This window comes from Turicibacter bilis, from assembly GCF_024499055.1.
GTDB classification, from domain to species: domain Bacteria; phylum Bacillota_I; class Bacilli_A; order MOL361; family Turicibacteraceae; genus Turicibacter; species Turicibacter bilis.
Map to the genome: position 1 here is coordinate 2,644,454 of NZ_CP071249.1, position 21,412 is coordinate 2,665,865.

The following is a 21,412-nucleotide window of genomic DNA, read 5'->3' on the forward strand; positions in this document are numbered from 1 at the left end:
ATAAAATAAATCAATATACAGCTTAAAAGATAGAAGTGGGGGATTTTGGGATGAAAACTTTAGCTATGATTTTAGCAGGTGGACGTGGATCACGTCTAGACATTTTATCACTTGGAAGAGCCAAGCCGAGTGTGCCTTTCGCAGGGAAATTTAGAATTATCGATTTCGTATTGAGTAATTGCTCAAATTCAGGAATATACGATATTGGAATTTTAACCCAATATTTACCATTATCATTAAATGAACACATCGGATTAGGTCAAGCATGGGATTTTGATCGTAAAAATACGGGAGTAACGTTATTACAACCATGTGAAGGTCATTCATCAGATCAATGGTATACAGGAACAGCAGATGCGATTTTACAAAATATTAGTTATATTAAACGTAAGAATCCGGACAACGTTTTAATTTTATCAGGGGATCATATTTATAAAATGGATTATCGTCCATTAATCCAACAACATATTGAGAAAGGTGCAGATGTAACAGTTTGTGCTCAAGAAGTTGAGTGGAGTGAAGCGTCTCGCTTTGGAATTTTAACAGATGATGAAAATGGACGTATTGTAGAGTTCGCTGAGAAACCAGCAGAGCCTAAGAGTAATCTAGCATCGATGGGGATTTATGTGTTTAAAACGGATGTATTAATTAATACGTTACAACATCTTAAAAAGGTTGGTTTAGATTTTGGAAGTGACGTTATTCCTCATTTAATTGAGAATGGACATGTTTATTCTTACCGCTTCCGTGATTACTGGAAAGATGTTGGAACATACGAGTCGTATTTAGAGGCTAATTTAGAATTAACAACAACAGTCGATAAAATTCAATTAGATATGTATGATAAAGATTGGGTTATTCATACAAAGAGTGAAGAAAAACCAACTGCTAAATTTGGTTCAAAGGCTCAAGTTTGTCAAAGCTTGATTTCAAATGGTTCAATTATTGCCGGATCTGTGACTAAATGCGTAGTAAGTCCAGGTGTTCATATTCATCCAAATGCTATTGTTCGTAATAGTATTATTATGAATGATACCATCATTGAAGAGGGATGTGTCATTGATGGAGCTATTATTGATAAAAACTGTGTTATTGGTAAAGGAAGTATCATTGGGCGTGGATCTAATGTTTGTCCAAATCAAGAAAAACCAAAAGTATTATCAAGTGGCTTAAATGTTATTGGTAAAGGGGTACATATTCCTGAGGGAACAATTATTGAACGTAATGTTCGTATTTTTCCGCATGTTGCTGAGACAGACTTTAGTGACAAAATTATAGCTTGTGGTAGCACGGTTTATCCTGCAAAGGAGGCTTAAACCGTGAAGATTGCATTTGTTTCATCTGAAGTTTATCCATTTATTAAAACAGGAGGGCTAGCTGATGTAGCTTATGCCCTTCCAAAAGCACTAGTTAAACAAGGACATGATGTTCGTGTTATTTTACCAGGTTATAAACAAATCCCTGAGGGAATGTTAAAAGGTGCATATTGGGTAACCAATGTTGAGGTTATGGGCAAACTATTTTGGATTAATTGTGTTGAGTTAGAGGGGGTTAAATATTACTTAATATTTGAACCACTTTTTTCAAACCGACATTCTATTTATGAGTGTGAAGATCGCGATTATCAATTTGCTATGTTCTGTGAAGTTACCCTGCGCTTATTAAAGAATATTAATTTTCAGCCAAATATTATTCATACGAATGATTGGCAGACGGGGTTAATTCCATTTTTTATGGATCAGCGTTATTATGCCGATCCGTTTTATTACAATACTAAAACAGTTTATACGATTCATAACTTACGTTTCCAAGGACAATTCACTTCACATGCCGTTCGCCATTTAGGCTATCGATTTGATGATATAAATATTAACTATATGCAGTTAGGGATTCAATATGCAAATAAGGTGACAACGGTTAGTGAGACATATGCTAAAGAAATTTTAACGGATTTCTATGGGGAAAATTTAAATCATATTTTAAGTATGCGTCAATCTGATTTGAGTGGAATTGTTAATGGAATTGATACTGATATCTTTAATCCAGCGGTTGACACAGCACTTGTTTCACCTTACACCGAAGAGACATTAGAATTGAAACTTAAAAATAAAGAAGAATTACAGAGACGTTTTAATTTAGAAATCAATGCTGATATTCCGTTGATTGGAATTGTCACACGATTAGATTCACAAAAAGGATTAGACTTAATTACTTGTGTTTTAGAAGAGTTATTAATTTACGATAATATTCAATTTTTCTTGCTCGGATCTGGAGAGGCAAAGTATGAACAGTATTTCCAATGGATTCGAGATAAGTATCCGAAACAGGTGGGGATTTATTTAGGATATAATGGAAAACTTGCAAACTTAGTTTATGGTGCAAGTGATATGTTCTTAATGCCATCATTATATGAGCCATGTGGTTTATCACAATTAATATCACTGCGATACGGAACAGTTCCGATTGTTCGTGAAACAGGTGGATTAAATGATACGGTTCATTCCTATAATGAAGCTACTGGTGAAGGAAATGGATTTAGCTTTACCAATTATAATGCGCATGATATGTTATATACCATTCGTCGAGCATTAGATTATTATCATCATAACAAAGAAGTTTGGCATCAATTAATGGTGACAGGAATGACTGGAGATTACTCTTGGGAGCATTCGGCTCATCGTTATGTTGAACTCTACCAATCTATGTTTTAATACGACATTAAAAGCATAAAAGCAATCTATCTTGCTTTTATGCTTTTTTGTTACTTTTTTGATAACTTTAGGCATTTAGCAAAAACTAAAAAGTGGATGTGAAATATCTGTTTTTGCTTCTATATAAATAGCGAAATATAGTTCATATTCTAACAATCAGGCTTAGTACGCAAGTCTTTTTGATAGAAAGGCGAACTAGGGTAGCGATGGGTCACCTAGCGATTTCTGAAGAAATCCATTCCTTTACTGCTAGGACTGGGTCATCTGCCATTTTCGCAGAAAATGTATCCTCCATTGGCAGGGCTGGGTCACCTGCCATTTTCGCAGAAAATGTATCCTCCATTGGCAGGGCTTTATTTTTTACGTTATGAAAAACTTATTGGGGTTTATATATAGTTGGTCAGAATTAATGAAATTTTAAGGGGTGAAGTCTGATACTCTAAATGTAAAATATTAATCATTTTCAATATAGATTATGGTAAAATAGCATATATACTTAAATGTCGAATGATTATGTAAAAAGGTGATAATATGTCAGTGGATAAAAATAAAATTGAAACGGCCGTAAGAATGATTTTAGAAGCCGTTGGAGAAAATCCAGATCGAGAAGGAATAGTTGATACACCAGCACGTGTAGCACGTATGTATGAGGAAGTTTTCGGTGGATTACATGAAGATCCTTCAAAACATTTACAAGTTTATTTCAGTGAAGAATATGATCAATATGTCTTAGTACAAGATATTGTCTTCCACTCAATGTGTGAACATCATTTATTACCGTTCTTTGGGAAAGTTCATGTGGCGTATTATCCTGAGAATAATGAGGTAGTGGGATTAAGTAAGATTGCTCGTGTAACAGATGTTGTTTCACGTCGACCACAACTTCAGGAGCGTATGGGAAAACAAATTGGGGATACGATTGCTAATGCGATTAAATCAAAAGGTGTGATGGTTGTTATTGAAGCCGAGCATATGTGCATGGTAATGCGTGGCATTAAAAAACCGGGAGCTATGACCAAAACAATCTATAGCACTGGAATTTTTAAAGAAGATTTAGCAATGAGACAGGAAGTATTAAATTTAATTAAAGGATAGGAGTCATCGATATGCGTTATTTAAGTAGTGGAGAATCACATGGACCACAGCTAACAGCAATTATTGAAGGAGTCCCTGCAGGACTTACTTTAACAGCAGAGATGATTAATCAAGATTTAAGGATCCGTCAACAAGGATATGGACGTGGCGACCGTATGAAAATTGAAAGTGACCAAGTGCAGATTACAAGTGGTGTCCGTCATGGGGTTACGCTTGGATCCCCAATTACACTTGTCATTAAAAATAAGGATAATAAAAATTGGGGTCATGTCATGGCGATTGAGCCGATTGATGAGCATGATTATGAAATTAAAAAAGTGCCACGACCAGGCCATGCTGATTTAGTTGGGGCAATGAAATACGGGCATCGAGATTTAAGAAATGTTTTAGAACGTTCATCTGCACGCGAAACAGCGATTCGTGTTGCAGTTGGAGCCGTTGCTAAACAGATTTTAAAAGCGTTAGATATTGAGGTTATTTCTCATGTTTTACAAATTGGGAAAGTATCAGTAACGAATTATCCAACAACAATTTCAACTATTCAAGCTGCGATTGCTAATTCGCCTGTTCGTTGTGTTGATTCAGACCTTTCGATTCAAATGTGTCAACATATTGATGAAGCGAAACAGCAAGGTGATTCAGTCGGAGGGATTGTTCAAGTATTAGCTGAAAATGTACCGGCAGGTCTTGGTAGTTATGTTCAATTTGATCGAAAATTAGACGCTAAAATTGCCGCAGCCTTTATGGGGGTACAATCAGTTAAGGGGGTTTATTTTGGTGATGCGATGATGGCGAGTTCTCATTTTGGAAGTGAAGTCCATGATCAAATCTCATATGATCAAGGATTTACGCGAATGAGTAATCATTATGGTGGATTTGAAGGGGGTATGACGAATGGAATGCCAGTTGTGGTGCAGGCGATGATCAAACCAATTCCAACGTTATATCAGCCATTAAACTCGATTCATATTGATACGAAAGAAGTGGAGGAAAGTATGATTGAGCGCTCAGATAGTTGCGTGGTTCCCGCTGCGGGTGTCGTTTTAGAATCAGTTTTAGCCTTTGAACTAGCAAAGGAGATATTAGAAGAATTCCAATCTAACCAAATGTCATCTTTAATTAAAGCTGTAAAATGTCACCGTGAAGCAATGAGGGATTTTTAATGAAACAATTACAAGTTAAAACGCATCAAGGGGAGTATCCTATTTATATTGGTGATGGTTGTTTAAATGAGTTAACGCCATTCATCCAAAAAGCGACACAAGTAGTTGTCATTACAGATGAAACTGTCTATGAGTTACATTATCAAACGTTAGCGCATGTTTTATCAAAAGAGGCCTTAGTATATGTCATCAAACCAGGAGAAGCATCAAAAAGTTTCGAGGTGTATCATGCGATTCAAACGTTTCTGATTCAAAATCAAGTTGATCGTAAGGCGTTAATATTAGCCTTTGGTGGTGGAGTCGTCGGTGATCTAGCTGGATTTGTTGCCGCAACGTATATGCGTGGAATTGATTTTATTCAAGTTCCGACCACCTTACTGGCGCACGATAGTGCGGTCGGTGGAAAGGTCGCGATTAATCATGAGCTTGGAAAGAATTTAATTGGTGCCTTTTATCCACCGAAAGCTGTCATCTACGAATTGCCATTGTTAGCAACGTTATCGGATAAAGAGTGGAGAAGTGGGTTAGCAGAGATGGTGAAGCATGGTTTCATTTCAGATGAGGTACTATTGAAGACGTTAATGTCGTTTCATACATTAGACCCACTGCAGGAAGAAATCTTTGCTGCTTTACTAATGCAAAGTCTGATGGTTAAAAAGAATGTGGTTGAAATGGATGAGTTTGAAAAAGGAAGTCGTGCTTTTTTAAACTTTGGCCATACGTTTGGCCATGCGATTGAACTCGATGAGAAAAGCTTATCACACGGTGAAGCTGTCGCTATTGGGATTATATTTGCGCTATATTTAAGTAAGAAAACATTTAAGATTGATTTAGCGATAGATGATTACATATCTTATTTAAAACAGCTTAACTTTCCCCTATTCTTAAAAGCAGATCGTGCAACACAATATATGAACTACATGTTACATGATAAAAAGAATGAACAACATCAGATCCGTTTTGTTTTATTAAAAGAGGTAGGCAATCCTGTTTTAGTAACATTTAGCGAAGAAGAATTAAAGCCAATGTTACAACAATTTTTAAATGAAATGACAAAAGAGGTGAGAGTATGTCATTAAAGGGAAGCATTAAAGTAGCAGGAGATAAATCAATTACTCATCGTGCCATTATTTTTAGTAGTTTATCCAAAGGGACGACAAGAATTCACGAGCCATTACTAGGAGCAGACTGTATTAGTACGCTAGAAATTTTTAAACAATTTGGTGTGAAGTCTGAATTAAGCAAGGATTGTTTAATAATTACGAGCCCGGGGTTAGAGAGTTTTTGTTATGATCAGTCAATTTTAGATGCCGGAAATTCTGGAACAACCGCACGCTTATTGATGGGCGTACTATCCAACTTACCTGCTACATTAACGTTAATTGGTGATGAATCATTATCGAAGCGCCCAATGAAACGAGTGACTCTCCCTCTTTCACAAATGGGGGCTAATATTACGCTAGAAAATGATGCTACATTACCTGCTACAATTACTGGTCATCAGTTGACGGGAATTTCTTATGAGCTTCCCGTTGCAAGTGCCCAAGTGAAGTCTGCCATTATGTTAGCTGGGATGTTAGCTCAAGGTGTGACGACGATTCATGAACCAATTCCGACGCGTGATCATACGGAAAAAATGTTTGAGGATTTCCAAATTGCCTATAATAAAGTGAATCGAATGATTACGGTTCAAGGACCACAGATGCCGATCACACCAGGGGAAGTCTTTGTACCGGGTGATATTTCCTCTGCAGCGTTCTTTGTCGTAGCGGCATTAATGGTTCCAGGTAGTGATGTAATGATTGAAAATGTCGGAATTAATGAGACACGTTCAGGAATTATTGATGTGATTCGAGCGATGAATGGAAAGATTACATTAGTCAATGAACGTTATTTTGGTGGTGAACCAGTCGCTGATCTTCATATTCAATACACGAAAGACTTAGTTGCCACGACGATTGAAGGCGATATGATTCCACGCTTAATTGATGAAATCCCTATTTTAGCGTTACTTGCCACACGTGCAAAAGGGATAACAGTCATTAAAGATGCTGAGGAGTTGAAGGTTAAAGAAACGAACCGTATTGATGTGACCGTCAACCAGCTAAAAGCAATTGGCGCCGAAATAAAAAGTACTGATGATGGAATGATCATCACAGGACAGCCGGAAGGTTCGTTTAATCAGGCGTCAGTCTCAAGTCATAAAGATCATCGAATTGCGATGATGCTCTGTGTGGCTTCGTTATTAATCGATGAACCACTCATTATTGAAGATGTTGAGTCAATGGAGATTTCATATCCAGACTTCTTAAAACATCTAAATGTGTTATTAGGAAATTAGAGGTGTTATAAATGTCAATTGAATATTTTATTGAGTTATATGAGAAAGGGCAACTGACAGAAGAGGCGATTGAGCAGATGCAACATTTTGCGTTTGATGCTAATGATGATGAAATCTTCATTATTGCTCAAATTTTCGCGGCGATTGCTCATGTCTCAAAAGCGATTGAGTTAGTTGAACCATTGTTAGTAAAATATCCAAATGAAGTCAACTTAAAAACATTCTTAGCGGATTTATATTTAGATTTAGCTGAGGATGAAAAAGCACTTGACTTATTAGCGGGTAGCGATGAAGAAACGAATGCGAGTGTTCTTTTACTCGAAGCAGATATGTACATCGCTCAAGGATTATTTGAAGTCGCTGAAGATAAGTTAAAGAAAGCTATATCACTCGAACCTCATAACGATTTAATTAAACTAGCTTATGCTGAGTTTTATCATCACATTGGAGAATTTGAAAAAGCATTAGATTTATACTTAGATTTAATTGAATGTGGATTAAACGCTGACATTAATGTGTATGACCGTTTAGCAACGTGCTACAGCCATATTGGAGAATTTGAGAAAGCATTAGAACAATTCGATTTATCAGAAAAATATTTTGGTAAGTTGAATACGGATCAACTTTTTAATAAAGGATTCCTTGCTTATCAAGTCGACGATTACTCATTAGCTAAGCGCGTGTTTCATGATTTAAAAGAATTAGATTCAAGCTATGATACAATTTATCCATTGTTAGCAAAAATCTATCTAAAAGAAGAAGATTATGAAAAAGCACTTGAAATGATTCAAGAAGGGATAACACATAATGAATTCAATGCCGAGTTACACTACTTAAAAGGATTGGCTTTAGAGAAATTAAAAGATTTAGAAGGGGCGCGCGATGCTTATTATGAGGCCTTAAACTTAGATCCAGAAGATTTAGAAGCAGCACTTCGTAGTAACCGTATTTGCTTAGTGTTAGAAGACTTTGAAGAAGTCGTTCAAAATATTCAACATTATGAAGAAAACGGATTATTTGATGACCGATTTGATTGGGATTTAGCGATTGCTTTCTTAGAATTAGAGGAGTATGATGAAGCGGCTTCATACTTTGAGAAAGCATTCGTCAACTATGGAGAAAATGTTGATTTCTTATTTGATTATGCGCAATTCTTAATGGAAGAAGGACGTCGTGAAGAGGCAGCGAAACAACTTGAGAAAATTTTAAATATTGATCCAAGTTTAACACCGGCTCGAGAGTTACTAGAGAATTTAATGTAAGAATTGTATAAAACTCAAAAAATGGTTTTTACAATCTGATGACAAAACCTTAAATGGTGTATAATACATCTTAAAGAAATTCTAGTAGAGGTGATTGAACAATGTTCTTATATTATGGTGGATATTACGGTGGATATGGGATGCGTTTCGATTCATCGTATTTAATTTATTTATTGATAGCATTAATCGTCCCGATGTTAGCCCAAGGTTATTTATCATCGACGTTTAACCAATACTTACGTGTTCGCGCTTCATCAGGTTTAACTGGAGCGGACGTGGCACGTCGTATCCTAGATCGAAATGGATTACAACATGTTCATTTGACAGAGGTTGGTGGTCGTTTGAGTGACCATTATGATCCAAGTCGTAAAACAGTTCGTTTATCACGTGATATTTATCATGGAACATCGATTGCTGCTTTAGCAGTTGCTGCTCATGAATGTGGACATGCGATTCAACATGCGAATGCCTATGCACCACTTCAATTCCGTTCAGCAATGTTTCCAGTCGTAAATTTTGCCAATAAGTTTGGTTACTTAGCCATTCTTTTAGGATTTATTTTTGGTGGTTCATCATTTTTATTACTTGGGATTATTTTAGTTGGCGTAACCGTGTTATTCCAAATTGTGACTTTACCTGTTGAGTTTAATGCATCAACTCGTGCAGTTGCTCAGTTATCAGAAATGAATATTTTATATGGTAACGAAGAAAAAGCAGGGGCACGTAAAGTGTTAACGGCGGCAGCATTAACGTATGTAGCGGGAGCTGTGGTGGCCATTGCCGAATTATTACGTTTAATCATGATTTTTAATTCACGCAATAACGATTAATTAAGGCTCTTTGTCAACTGGTGTGGGTGAAGAAATTTTATACCTGTAATCGTGAGGGATTAAGCTGCTCATTGAGCAGTTTGATTCCTTTTATTTTTTTGTTCAAAGGTGTACTTATGGATAATCAAAATTCTAGCTTTGAAATGATAGAAACTACGGTATCCAAAGGCCATGCGTTTAATCACTTTAATCTTGTTATTAATCCCTTCAAGCACTCCATTGGTATAAGATGTTTCAATCGTATTTTTGATATAATCTTGGTAGTTAGTTAATGTTTTTAAAGCTGTTTTCATTTCAGGTGAAAGTAAGTCAGAGGGGTTTTGAATGGCATGATGAAAAGCATCAAAGTTGCGAAGTTTGATGGCCTGTTTGATGGTTTGATAGAAGTCATAAGTGGCTTTTAATTCCGGATCTAAAGCGAGTAAAAAGTCGATGATTTCTTGTTGAGAAATCTGCTTTTTGAAACAGTTAGAATAGAAGTAGTGGGTAGAATGGATATCCTCTTGGGCTTTTAATAAAAGGCGCCAATAATGTTTGAATTTATTGTAGAATTCTTTGTTTTGGTTCATGAAGCGAATACGAGTTTTATTGAGGGCACGAGATAAAAGTTGAACGACGTGGAACTTATCTAAAACAATTTTAGCGTTGGGAAACACCTCTTTAATGAGTGTCATATACGGAGCATACATATCAATAACAACGTGAGTTACACCTTCACGGGCCTCCTTAGAAAATCGCATGAAATAAGGTTTTAAAGTGCTTAGACGACGGTCTTCAACGATATCAATTAACTTCCCATTAGAAGCATCACAAAAAATGAATGACATAGCCCCTTCCGCTGATTTGACCGACTTAAACTCATCAAAACAAAGCACCTTTGGAAGAGAGTTAAAATGAAGGGGTTGTTCCTCGTACGATGTATGAATGATCCGATTGACCGTTGAATGGGATACGTTGAGTTCACGGGCAATATCTGACTCGGATTTTTTATGGCTAGCCTCTAGGAAAATGGCTTGTTTAAGGGGATTAGAAAGGTAACAATTAGATTCTACGAGAGAGGTTTTAAGCGTAAAGGTACGATCACAATGACGGCATTTATAGCGTTGCTTTTTTAAATCGAGATAGGTATCAAAGCCAGAGAGTTTCATCATCTTAATACGAGAGGTTTTGAAGCCGTGTTTAATGATTTGTGAGTCAAAGAGATGACCACAGTTGTAACAATGGGTCGGTTGAAAAGAGAGGATACCAGAAATGACCTTAGAGCGGATCCCGTTAATCTGAACATCTTCCATCCAATTTTCTGAAAAAGTAATATTTTTATCTTTTAAATCGAGTAAAGTTAAGATACAATTATTGTGAGACATAAACCCAATCCTTTCGTGTTTTTTTTGGTCAATTACATGGTATAGAATTTGGGACGTGATGTCTCTTTTTTTATACTTATTTTTTATTCCAAATAAAAGAAGTGTGGGAATCACCCACACCAAATATTATAGAACCTTAATTAAAAAGTCATCAAACTTAACGTTTGATGACTTTTTTTATGTTGTAGTAAAATAAAATTAGTAAAATTTTGTAACGAATGAATGGTTTGAAAGTCTTATAGATGGAAGCGAGGTGATGGGGTGACAGAGTTTGAGAAGATTTATGCGGAATATTTTCCAGATGTTTATAAGTATGTTTTATCATTATGTCATCACGAGGCAATGGCAGAAGATATTACGCAAGAGACTTTTTTAAAGGCCATTAAAAATATTCATCGATTTAAGGGGGATTGTAAATTAAGAGTTTGGCTTTGCCATATTGCAAAGAATACGTATTTCACAAGTTATAAGAAGAGTAAACGAACTGAGCAATTGCCAGAAGAAATTGCGATGGAGAGCTTTGAATCTAAGCTGATTCATAAAGAAAAAGCATTTGAAATTCATCGAGCTGTTCATCGATTAGAAGGCCCCTATAAAGAAGTGTTTAATTTACGGTTATTTGGAGAGCTATCATTTGCTCAAATTGGGGAATTATTTGGAAAGTCAGAAAGTTGGGCACGAGTCACGTTTCATCGAGCTAAACTCAAAGTAAAGGAGGACTTAAAATGAGGATTAGTTGTCAAATCATTGAAGATTTATTACCTCTTTATGTCGATGGGGTCTGTCAGGAGGACACGAAAGCTTTTATGAAGGAGCATTTGCAAACATGTGTTAAGTGTTCAGTAGCTTTAGATCAAATGAAACAGGATGAGTTTAAAGTGATTAAATCAGTTAATATTGAAGAAGCACAAGTGCAGACATTACAATCATTACGACAAAAATTTATGAAAAATAAAATTACATTAATTTTGTTATCAGTCTTTAGCGCAATAGGAATTTGTATTGGAGGTTACTTTTTAATCTTCAGGTTAGAAGTTCCAATTCAGTATAATGAAAGGTTGATTGGAGTTCAAGCGATAGAAGATCGTATGATGGAGTTTAAATTTTTAGAAGATGACTTTTATAGATGCCATCATTTACAACGAACAGTAGAGATTGATGGACAGATGAAAAATATTCTTATGATTTACTACACGAATACAATTTGGACAAAGCTATCCCCTAAGCAACAATTCATTTCTGATAGTGAAAATCTATTTACTGTAGAAGAGCATCAAAATCTCAGTGGATGGACCGAAGCTAATTGGGAGAAAGTTTATATTAATGGTAAGATTGATGCGGTTTATTATATGGTAGCTAATTATAATCATTTATTTGATAAACCATTAGACTCTGTATTGGAAAAAGCAACATTACTTTGGGAGAGAGAATAAAAAAAGGCGACTGAAGTTTTTCAGTCGCTTTTTGATTAGTCGAAGTATGGAATACCGTTAGCATCGAAGGTAAAACCTTCTCCTAGTGTTTCGTAAACGTGGCTGACACTTACGAAAGCTTGAGAATCAATTTGATAAATGATTTCTTTTAAGGAACTTAATTCACGTTTATTAATAATAGTTAGGATAATCATTTTATCGCTTTTGTTATATGAACCCATACCGTGAATATATGTCGCTCCACGATTCATTTTGTTATGAATAGCATCTGCAATCTCTTGATATTTATCAGAAATAATTAAGACTTTTTGTCCAGCACGGAATCCTTCTTGGAATTTGTCAATCAGTTGAGCTGCAATATATAATCCAATGATCGTGTAAATGGCATTGGTAAATGATAAGAAGATGATCATTGAAATTCCAATAACGATGGCATCAAAAGCAAACATCGTACGTGCCATTGGAATACCGATTTTATCTTTGATAATTTTTGCGATGATATCAACACCACCTGTTGTTCCACCCGCATTGAAGATAATTCCCAATCCTGTTCCAACGCAAACTCCCATTCCGATAGCTGAAATCATCATATCATTTGGAAGTGGTGGAACAATATGTCCTAACGTTTCAAATAAACTTAAGAACACAGATAACATACATGTTCCAAAAATCGTTAACCAGAATCCTTTTTTACTGAATTGACGGTAACCGATGATTAACATCGGGATGTTTAATAATAAGTTACTAACTCCAGTACTTAGTCCGAACAGATGGAACAAAATAATTGTGATTCCTGTAAAACCACCTTCAGCCATCTGATTGGTAACTGCAAAGTTGATGATTCCAAAGGCCATAATAGCTGTTCCAAGTGTAATTAACAATAGTTGTTTTAATAATTTTGTTGACACGCTGAACCTCCTAGATTTTTTTTCCTTTTATATCTTATTATATCACGTTTAGTCGAAGTTAAAATAAAATAAACTATAAAGATAGGCAAATGGTGGAGGGATATAATGAAAAAAATCGTTGTCGGTGGATTAGAAGGCAAAATGGGGAGTTTTCTTGTTGAAGCGATCAAGGCTGAAGAAGATATAGAGTTAGTTGCAGGGGTAAGTGAAGTTGAACAGTTAGATGGAGAGATTCCCATTTATAATGATATTCAAAAAGTTCTTGATGAAGTTGAGTTTGATGTTTATGTAGATTTCACAGTTTATCAGTTTGCCAAAATGGCGTCTGAGGTCATGTTAAAAGCAGGAAAAGCTATTGTCATTGGAACGACAGGTTTTAATAAAGAGGATTTAGATTATTTAAAAACAATAGCTAAAGAAAATGGCGGGAAAGGCGTCATTGCTCCTAATTTTTCAATTGGTGCGATTTTGATTAATAAGTTTACTGAAATTTGTTCGCACTATTTTGATAACTTTGAAATTGTAGAATATCACCATGTGAATAAAAAAGATCAGCCATCTGGAACGGCTACTTATATTGCGAATACGCTAGATTGTGCGCTTAAACGTAAATTAACATCGACTCATGTTCATAGTGTTCGCATGCCAGGTGTTTTAGCGAAACATCAAGTCTTGGTGAGTGATGAATATCAGACGCTAGAACTTATTCATCAATCAAATAGCCGCCATTCCTTTGAAAAAGGAATTATTCTTGCCATTCGCAAGGTTAGTGAATTGGATGAACTAGTATATGGATTGCAACATTTACTTGATTAAAGCCTTCATATCGAAGGTTTTTTTATGATAAAAAAGTAGAGTATGAGTTGATTATCCACTTTAATGTTAAGTATAATAAGAAGAGTATAATTTTGAGATGGAGTGTTAATCATGGAGTTACTTGCAACTGGAAAAATGGTTTTACAAACATTGAATGAAGCGGGATATGAAGCTTATTTTGTTGGTGGCATGGTTCGTGATCAACTAATTAATCTTCCGATTTATGACATTGATATTACAACATCAGCTAAACCAGAAGTCGTGATGTCGCTGTTTGAAAAAACAATTGCCACAGGATTAGCACACGGAACTGTAACGGTAATCATTAATAAAATTCCAATTGAAGTAACGACTTTTAGAGTAGAGACAGGCTATGCGGATTATCGCCATCCAAATGAAGTGATTTTTACAGCTTCTTTAGAAGATGATTTAAAACGTCGGGACTTTACGATTAATGCCATTGCAAGAGATATTAATGATTGTTTATATGATCCCATGCAAGGGCTAAATGACCTTAACAATCAGTTATTAAAATGTGTAGGTGTACCGACCGAACGTTTTACAGAGGATCCACTTAGAATGCTTCGAGGTATCCGATTTGTTTCCAAGCTTGGGTTTTCATTAGATCACGAAACGTTAGAGGGGATTAAGAAGGTTAGTCCCTTGATTGCACATATCTCAAAAGAGCGTATTAAAAAGGAATTAGAAGGATTGATTCAGGGGAGCTCAAGGCAAGAGGCAATGCATTATTTATATGATACGCAGTTGTTAGAGGCGTTACCTGATTTAGCACCACTTTGTGAGTATCGAAGCTATAATTTTGAATTGTTAACGCATCCGATTTTATTATTTGTACTTGCTAGTCTAAATTTAGAAGAGTTATCAAGGTATTTATCAGCTTGGCCTTTTTCTAAAGAAGAGAAAAAATGTATTCAAGTGCTACGTTCATGTGTTCATTCACCAGTTCCGATGCCTTACTTTACTTATCGTTATGGTGAAACTTGGGCACAACTGTATCATCAACTGATTTGCTTTTTAAATCAGGAGATGAGACCATACGAAGTGATTGAATTACCTCTTCAAACGCGTAAACAATTAGCAATTGATGTAGCAACAATTACAAAAATAATTAATCGCCCAAAAGGGCCGTGGATTCAACAGTTACTAGAGGAGATTGAGTATCAAATTGTAATGAAGCAATTAGTCAATAATCGAGCCGTGCTTATTGAATTTATAAAACAGTACCGATAAGGAGTCAAATATGAATAAAAAAAATAAATGGTTAAAGCGTAGCGTCTTATTAATCATCGTTATTCTTTGTTCAGGTTTAATTTTATTAGCCTCGTATGTTTTACAATATAATAAGACCTTGATGACGTATCAAAAATCGTTAGCTAATTTGCCAGAAGTTTCTGAAGTTTTAGAAATAGCGGAGTATAGTGGTCAAGAGCAGTATTATGTGGCAAAAGTCTTGTTAACATCAAATAAAGAGTATTACTATTTTATTAAAGATAATACCGTTGATTTTAGCTATCCTGTTGAAGAATTGATGACACCTGAGCAAGCCGCACAAAAAGCCCTGTCGCTGATAGGGCAAGGCATAGTAAAACACTATTACTTAGGAATCTACGATGAAAAACCAGTCTATGAAGTATTAGTTTCTTTAGGAGATGAAGAGCATTATATCATTATTGATGCTAAAACTGGTGATGTATTATTACAATTCGATATAAAGTAGGAGAGATTGTGATGTACGAATTATGGAAAGAAAATTTATTAGACTTTAATACGTTATTATTAACAACTTATGGTGAGCTAGGTCTAAATGAACAAGAGTATGTCTTTTTAGTATTATTAGCTCGTTTACTTCAAACAAAGCCAGGAGGATGGACTTTTGCAGAGATTTCAACACATATGACCATTGATGATGCAAATTGTTCATTATTATTTATTAGTCTTGTCGAACGCCAATACATTTCAGTAAGCAGTAAAACAGATTCATTTGGAAAACGATTTGAAGAATATTCAATCTCACCATTATTTGAAAAATTAGAGCGACACTTAAAGCAGAAAAAAACACAGTCTCAATCCTCTCAACGTGAAGAAATTTTTAAAATGATTGAGCAAGAGTTCGGGATTTTAAGTCCACTTGATATTGAGACGATTCATTTATGGATGACAGAGGATAACTTTGATGCGGATTTAATTAAATTGGCTATTCAAGAAATGAACTCGTATCAAATTAAATCGATTCGCTATATTGATAAAATTTTATTAGATTGGAAAAAGAAAAATATTAAGACAGTCGAGGAAGCTAAACGTCAATTAATTGCTTTCCGTCAACGAAAACAAACAGCAGCGACAACATCAACACAAGCCCCTGCTGTCGATCCAAACTTCTATTATGATTGGATGAATGAATAGATAGAGGAGAACATCATGGTATCAAAGAAAAAAGCTGCAGAAATGATCGATGTAATGGAAGAATTATTTCCAGATGCACATTGTGAGTTAAATTTTAAAAATGAATTTGAATTAGTATTAGCCGTTTTATTATCGGCACAAACAACAGATAAAAGTGTGAATAAATTAACAGCTACATTATTTGAGAAATATAAGACACCACAAGATTATCTGAATGTAACATTAGAAGAATTAGAACAAGATATTAAAACCATTGGTTTATATCGAAGTAAAGCAAAAAATATTCAGGCATTATGCCGTTTATTACTTGAAGAATATAATGGTGTTGTACCAAATACATTTGAAGAGTTAGTTAAGTTACCAGGAGTCGGCCGTAAGACGGCAAATGTTGTTTTATCAGTAGGCTTTGATGTCCCACGTATCGCTGTTGATACACATGTCGATCGTATTTCTAAACGCCTTGGATTTGCAAAGGCTGATGATACAGTGTTAGATGTTGAACATAAATTAATGCGACTTATTAAAGAAGAACGTTGGTCTAAATCACATCATTTAATGATTTTCTTTGGCCGTTATCACTGCACAGCTAAAAATCCAAAATGTGAGACATGCCCATTATTTACTTCATGCAAAGAAGGGAAACGTTTAATTAAAAAAGCAAAATAAAAGGATTTCTCATTTGAGGAATCCTTTTATTTTAGAAAAAAAGACTTCCGAAGAAGTCTTTTTTTAATTGAGCTTAATGATTAGATGTTATTAATCTTCTGAACCTTCTGAGCTTCCATTATCAGGAATATCTTCAGGAGTTGTCGGATTATTATTGACAGGTGGAGTTGTCGAACCGCCTGCAGGACCTTTTGAAATCGTAATCGTTAATGTTGATCCTGGTGTAATTGAAGATCCGATTCCTGGATTTGAACCGATATATGCTCCACTTGGGATACTATCATGGAATTCTTCTTTAACTTTGACAGTTACTGAGTTTAGGGCAGCCCAAGCTTGATACTGACTAATGAAATCAGGTTCGTTTTTGAAGTTTGGTACAGTTAACTGTGCAGATGCAATAGTAACTGTTAATGTTTCACCAGGAAGTAATGTTCCACTAGCTGGTGATGTTGATAAGACAAGACCATTTGCTATCTCATTTGTCGGAGTCTCAGTATAGGATACTGTAATTCCATTTGCTTTTACCCAATCTTCTACTTGTTGCTTTGTCCAACCTTGCATATTTGGAATATCAACTGGTTTTGAGCAACTATCGCAATCGATCGTAATCGCATTTGAGTTTTCGCTTGTTAATGCTCCTGAATTTTCATAACGTGCTCGAATATAGAAGTCTTTATATTTAGACATATCCCCAATTGAAACATTATCGACTGTTAATGTATTACCTGTTGTTGAACCGAGTAGGATTTCATTTCCATAATGATTTGTGGCATAAACATCGTAAATCGTTTGTCCAATCGTTTGAATTTGTTTAATCATCATACGAAGTTGTGACTCAGTTGGATTTAATGTTGGCACTTGGCTAATCTTTGTTGCTTTAGTGGCTAGATCAGCTGCATAGCTAGCTTTTGATCGAGCCTCATCAAGTGTTAATGTGTAACCTTTAACATGATTCCAAGAGAACTGAAGAGCTGAGCCAGTGTAAGATCCTGTAAAGTTCTGTGGAGTATCTAATTGTTGGAAACGAGTAGATGTTCCGCTTGGTCCATATCCTTTAATAAATAATTCAGATGATACATATTGGCTTGGTGTAAACTTCGATGGTGATAACACTTCGCCATCTTTACTTCCACTTTCTTGTTCAATGGTGTACGATTGGATACTACTTGGACGAGTTGGCTCTACATAACCTGCTGGATTTAGATACTTCATTAAGGTATTAAATACGTACCAAGGTTTTGATTGCGTTGTTTGAGTAATATAACCATCTTCATTATGATTAAATCCAGTCCAAATAGCAGCTGTATAGTAGTTTGAATAACCGACAAACCAAGAATCACGAATTGCATTATCAGGGTAGCCATAAGTAGCACGATCTTTTGGATCCAGATTGGTTGTTCCTGTTTTTCCTGATAAGTACATACCACCAACATTGGCAGTTGTACCTGTTCCATCTGTCATAACGGTATGTAACATATCTGTTAATAAGTAGGCTGTTTCTTCACTCATGGCACGATGTGATTCTTGGTCAGCCTTAATCACTGTTCCATCGCTTGTTACAATCTTTTCAATCATAATGGGTTCGTTATAAATTCCACCATTTCCAAAGGTTGCATAAGCAGCTGCCATTTGTAATGGTGAGAATCCACTTGAAACACCACCAATGGCTGTTGATTCAAATAAAGATCCGTCTGCACTTAGTACTTCTGGTGAGAAAGTAAATCCGAGGTTTTCAGCAAATGTTTTCACATTATCAGCACCTGCTGCATTAAATGCTTTTACGGCTGGTACGTTTAATGATTTATTTAATGCATAACGAATAGTCATGCGACCTTGATAGATATGATTATAGTTATGAACAATTTGTCCACTTCCATCTTGATAAGTATATAACTCATCATCAACAGTTGTACCTGTTCCCCATTTTAAGTATTCAATGGCAGGTCCATAGGCAAAGATTGGTTTTGCTGTTGAACCAGGTTGGCGTTGAAGTTGAGTGGCGAAATTTACCCCACGTTCGATACCTTCTTCATTCACCCCACCACCGATGGCACGAACTTGACCGGTTTGTGTATCCATAAACACAATACCCGATTGAATATCTGTTTTTGAATTCGCAAGCCCAGTAGCAGACCAGTCAACATAGTTGTTAGTATTTTGGATATCGTAGATGAGTTCTTGAGCTTCAGGATCCATGGTTGTATAAATTTGTAATCCTGAGTATGGATCTAAACCATATTTATTTTCAACTTCATTTAAGACAGCATCAATAAATGATTGATATTTTGTTTTATCAGTTGTTTCAGACTCAGTGTAGACTAGCATATCTGTAATAGGCTCAGCTGCTGCTAAGTCTGCTAAGTCTTGAGTAATGTAGCCATGCTTCACCATAAGTTTCAATACAGTATCACGTCGTGTTTCAGCTGCATCTGCAAAATGGTCTGGACGATAGTTTGAAGGTGATTGAACGAGTCCTGCTAAAGTCGCTGCTTGTGCTAATGTTAAATCGTTAGCAGTTGTTCCAAAATAGTATTCTGCAGCTTTTTGAATCCCATTAACACTTCCTCCAAATGGAGAGTAGTTTAAATAGGCTTCAATGATTTGTTCTTTTGTTAAGACTTTTTCAATTTGAATAGATAAGTATAGCTCTTTAATTTTACGATCGATACTTTTCTCACTTGTTAAGTGAGTTTGTTTAATTAACTGTTGAGTTAATGTACTTGCTCCTTGATCAAAGTCACCTGTTGAAAGATTAGATAGAGCTGCGATTAAGAAACGTTGCCAGTCGGCTCCTCCATGTTCATAGAACTTTGAATCTTCAGTTGCGACAATAGCATCAATTAAAACGGGAGAAATCTCATCATAAGAAACCCATTCACGTTTTTGAATTCCGAGTTCATCAAGCACATTTCCATCTTTATCATAAATAACTGTTGATTCGGTTGCATAAATTTTTGAGATATCTAGTTCTGGAGCTGTTTCAATTGTTTTGAAAATGATGAAGCTCCCAATCATCATTGCTGCAATTCCCCCCAGCAGCCCAACTAATACGAATGATTTAAAAATTGTTCCGATAGCTTGGAGTAGGGTGAGAGAGAATTTATTACCATTATTTTTCTTCATCTAAGTCACCGCCTTTACGATTATAAGAAAAGTTCTTCAACCACTTTTAAGTAATCGATTCTTGGAAAGGCACCTTCAGGAATTTTTGTTCCATATTGTGCAAATTCTTCACGCCTAATTGAGCGTCTATTACCTAATTTATATTCTTGCCAAAACTTTGCAAGGTTTTCACAAGGTAATAAATAAATTTCATTAAATTTTGAAAACTTCACGAGTAGAAACGTAATTCCACCATGTTTTTTAACTTCAATCATATGATTGACTTGATGTTCATGTAAGTTTTGTAAAGGAAAGATAGTAGCATTTGAAGTCTCTTTTGCTTCGAAATCAATATATCGCCCTTTAAAAATCCCATTAAAGTCAGTCGTTGATGGGGTGCGGAAGTAAGCCTCTGTGATGACAGCAGCCGCACGTTTAGGGTAATGAACTTTAACAATTTGAACAGGTGTTGGTTTTTTGTGGATGACAGCTTTGTTTGCTGCTAAATAGTGTTCATTTGATTTTGTTAAATCATCTTCAAAAGACATCCCACGTTTTCCAAATGAAATGTTTTTTTCACTCGTAAGTGTTGCTTTCTTTTTATGAGGATAATTTACCACAGAATTATACACCTCCTAAGTGTATATCTTATCAAATAAAAGGAAAAAAAGCTAACCTTTCATGATATTTCACCAGGAATTCACACAATTTTTAATACTTATGGATATTATTAACAATTGACTTTTTTGAAGAAGTTTGACATAATAGTATTCCGATAGCATTCGGGTAATTGCGCTGTCATTTATGACGGTGAGGAAAGTCCATGCTCGCACAACCTGCGATGGTTGTAGTGTTCGTGCCTAACGAAACAATAAGTTAGGGCAGTCAAGTTTCTTGGCTGACGGCTGGGAAAATACCTAAGTCGTAAGATATGGTATGAGTACCTTTAAAAGTGCCACAGTGACGATGTCGATCGGAAACGAGAGACGTGGAACGGGTAAACCCCACGAGCGAGAAACCCAAATTTGGTAGGGGCACTCCTAAAGCGGAATTGAACGCATATGGGAGGTAGAGAGTCATCTCTACAGACAGATAATTACCACCTAAGTACGAGGAGGCATCCGTTTGAGTACGACGGTACAGAACATGGCTTACAGATTGCTATTTATGCACTAAATTAAACGATAAGGCACAACATTTAAGTTGTGCTTTTTTAATGATTCTTTTAGACGAAAATGTATGAATTAATTAAATTGACTAAACATATGAATGATTAGAGATGAACAATTTGAAAAAA

Annotated in this window: 19 protein-coding genes and 1 other RNA gene; 16 read left to right on the forward strand and 4 right to left on the reverse strand. The window is 35.6% G+C overall.

What is annotated here, in order from left to right; all coding sequences use genetic code 11:
• Positions 1–50: 50 nt before the first annotated feature.
• The 8 genes from J0J69_RS12705 (at position 51) to J0J69_RS12740 (ending at position 9,402) form a co-directional block, all read left to right on the forward strand.
• Entirely contained in the window at positions 51–1,316 is a 1,266-nt protein-coding gene (locus J0J69_RS12705; RefSeq protein ID WP_055305497.1) for a glucose-1-phosphate adenylyltransferase, read from the forward strand.
• Between the two features lie 3 nt (positions 1,317–1,319).
• Positions 1,320–2,711, forward strand: coding sequence for a glycogen synthase (locus J0J69_RS12710; RefSeq protein ID WP_055277641.1), 1,392 nt, complete (start codon positions 1,320–1,322; stop codon positions 2,709–2,711).
• A 531-nt stretch (positions 2,712–3,242) separates the two neighbouring features.
• On the forward strand, positions 3,243–3,806 hold the full coding sequence (folE, locus tag J0J69_RS12715; RefSeq protein ID WP_055243131.1) for a GTP cyclohydrolase I FolE: 564 nt from the start codon (positions 3,243–3,245) through the stop codon (positions 3,804–3,806).
• 11 nt (positions 3,807–3,817) lie between these two features.
• The gene (gene aroC / locus J0J69_RS12720; RefSeq protein ID WP_055243129.1) at positions 3,818–4,969 is read left to right on the forward strand and encodes a chorismate synthase; all 1,152 of its coding nucleotides are present in this window, start codon (positions 3,818–3,820) and stop codon (positions 4,967–4,969) included.
• On the forward strand, positions 4,969–6,048 hold the full coding sequence (gene aroB, locus J0J69_RS12725; RefSeq protein ID WP_055243127.1) for a 3-dehydroquinate synthase: 1,080 nt from the start codon (positions 4,969–4,971) through the stop codon (positions 6,046–6,048). The genes aroC and aroB overlap by 1 nt, the downstream gene beginning before the upstream one ends.
• On the forward strand, positions 6,039–7,310 hold the full coding sequence (gene aroA, locus J0J69_RS12730) for a 3-phosphoshikimate 1-carboxyvinyltransferase (protein WP_212724375.1): 1,272 nt from the start codon (positions 6,039–6,041) through the stop codon (positions 7,308–7,310). The genes aroB and aroA overlap by 10 nt, the downstream gene beginning before the upstream one ends.
• Positions 7,311–7,321: 11 nt before the next feature.
• On the forward strand, positions 7,322–8,572 hold the full coding sequence (locus J0J69_RS12735; RefSeq protein WP_055243123.1) for a tetratricopeptide repeat protein: 1,251 nt from the start codon (positions 7,322–7,324) through the stop codon (positions 8,570–8,572).
• Between the two features lie 101 nt (positions 8,573–8,673).
• The gene (locus J0J69_RS12740) at positions 8,674–9,402 is read left to right on the forward strand and encodes a zinc metallopeptidase (protein WP_055243121.1); all 729 of its coding nucleotides are present in this window, start codon (positions 8,674–8,676) and stop codon (positions 9,400–9,402) included.
• Positions 9,403–9,470: 68 nt separating this feature from the next.
• Here the strand turns inward: J0J69_RS12740 and J0J69_RS12745 are convergent, their stop codons facing one another.
• Positions 9,471–10,766 carry an ISL3 family transposase gene (locus J0J69_RS12745; protein ID WP_128446202.1) on the reverse strand — a complete coding sequence of 432 codons (1,296 nt, stop codon included), beginning with the start codon at positions 10,764–10,766 and terminating at the stop codon, positions 9,471–9,473.
• Positions 10,767–11,027: 261 nt separating this feature from the next.
• Between J0J69_RS12745 and J0J69_RS12750 the strand changes: the two genes are divergently transcribed.
• Entirely contained in the window at positions 11,028–11,495 is a 468-nt protein-coding gene (locus J0J69_RS12750) for an RNA polymerase sigma factor (RefSeq protein ID WP_212725741.1), read from the forward strand.
• Positions 11,492–12,199, forward strand: coding sequence for a zf-HC2 domain-containing protein (locus tag J0J69_RS12755; protein WP_068759479.1), 708 nt, complete (start codon positions 11,492–11,494; stop codon positions 12,197–12,199). Before J0J69_RS12750 ends, J0J69_RS12755 begins: the two co-directional genes overlap by 4 nt.
• A gap of 35 nt (positions 12,200–12,234) precedes the next feature.
• Here the strand turns inward: J0J69_RS12755 and J0J69_RS12760 are convergent, their stop codons facing one another.
• Positions 12,235–13,107, reverse strand: a complete 873-nt coding sequence (locus tag J0J69_RS12760; RefSeq protein ID WP_055305944.1) for a YitT family protein — start codon at positions 13,105–13,107, stop codon at positions 12,235–12,237.
• A gap of 105 nt (positions 13,108–13,212) precedes the next feature.
• On the opposite strand from J0J69_RS12760, the gene dapB reads away from it, so the two are divergent.
• The 5 genes from dapB to nth all read left to right on the forward strand — a co-directional run bounded on the left by dapB (position 13,213) and on the right by nth (position 17,013).
• Entirely contained in the window at positions 13,213–13,923 is a 711-nt protein-coding gene (dapB, locus tag J0J69_RS12765; protein WP_055277433.1) for a 4-hydroxy-tetrahydrodipicolinate reductase, read from the forward strand.
• Positions 13,924–14,034: 111 nt separating this feature from the next.
• On the forward strand, positions 14,035–15,174 hold the full coding sequence (locus J0J69_RS12770; RefSeq protein WP_068759481.1) for a CCA tRNA nucleotidyltransferase: 1,140 nt from the start codon (positions 14,035–14,037) through the stop codon (positions 15,172–15,174).
• Positions 15,175–15,184: 10 nt separating this feature from the next.
• Entirely contained in the window at positions 15,185–15,661 is a 477-nt protein-coding gene (locus J0J69_RS12775; RefSeq protein WP_212724377.1) for a PepSY domain-containing protein, read from the forward strand.
• 11 nt (positions 15,662–15,672) lie between these two features.
• Positions 15,673–16,347, forward strand: coding sequence for a DnaD domain-containing protein (locus J0J69_RS12780; RefSeq protein WP_237252528.1), 675 nt, complete (start codon positions 15,673–15,675; stop codon positions 16,345–16,347).
• A gap of 15 nt (positions 16,348–16,362) precedes the next feature.
• Entirely contained in the window at positions 16,363–17,013 is a 651-nt protein-coding gene (gene nth, locus J0J69_RS12785; protein WP_068759482.1) for an endonuclease III, read from the forward strand.
• Positions 17,014–17,103: 90 nt separating this feature from the next.
• Here nth and J0J69_RS12790 read toward each other — a convergent pair whose 3' ends face one another.
• Both J0J69_RS12790 and recU read right to left on the reverse strand, forming a co-directional pair.
• On the reverse strand, positions 17,104–20,136 hold the full coding sequence (locus J0J69_RS12790; protein WP_212724378.1) for a transglycosylase domain-containing protein: 3,033 nt from the start codon (positions 20,134–20,136) through the stop codon (positions 17,104–17,106).
• 20 nt (positions 20,137–20,156) lie between these two features.
• Positions 20,157–20,735, reverse strand: a complete 579-nt coding sequence (gene recU, locus J0J69_RS12795; protein ID WP_068759485.1) for a Holliday junction resolvase RecU — start codon at positions 20,733–20,735, stop codon at positions 20,157–20,159.
• A gap of 158 nt (positions 20,736–20,893) precedes the next feature.
• Between recU and rnpB the strand changes: the two genes are divergently transcribed.
• Positions 20,894–21,274: RNase P RNA component class B (gene rnpB / locus J0J69_RS12800), an RNA gene on the forward strand.
• Positions 21,275–21,412: the final 138 nt, after the last annotated feature.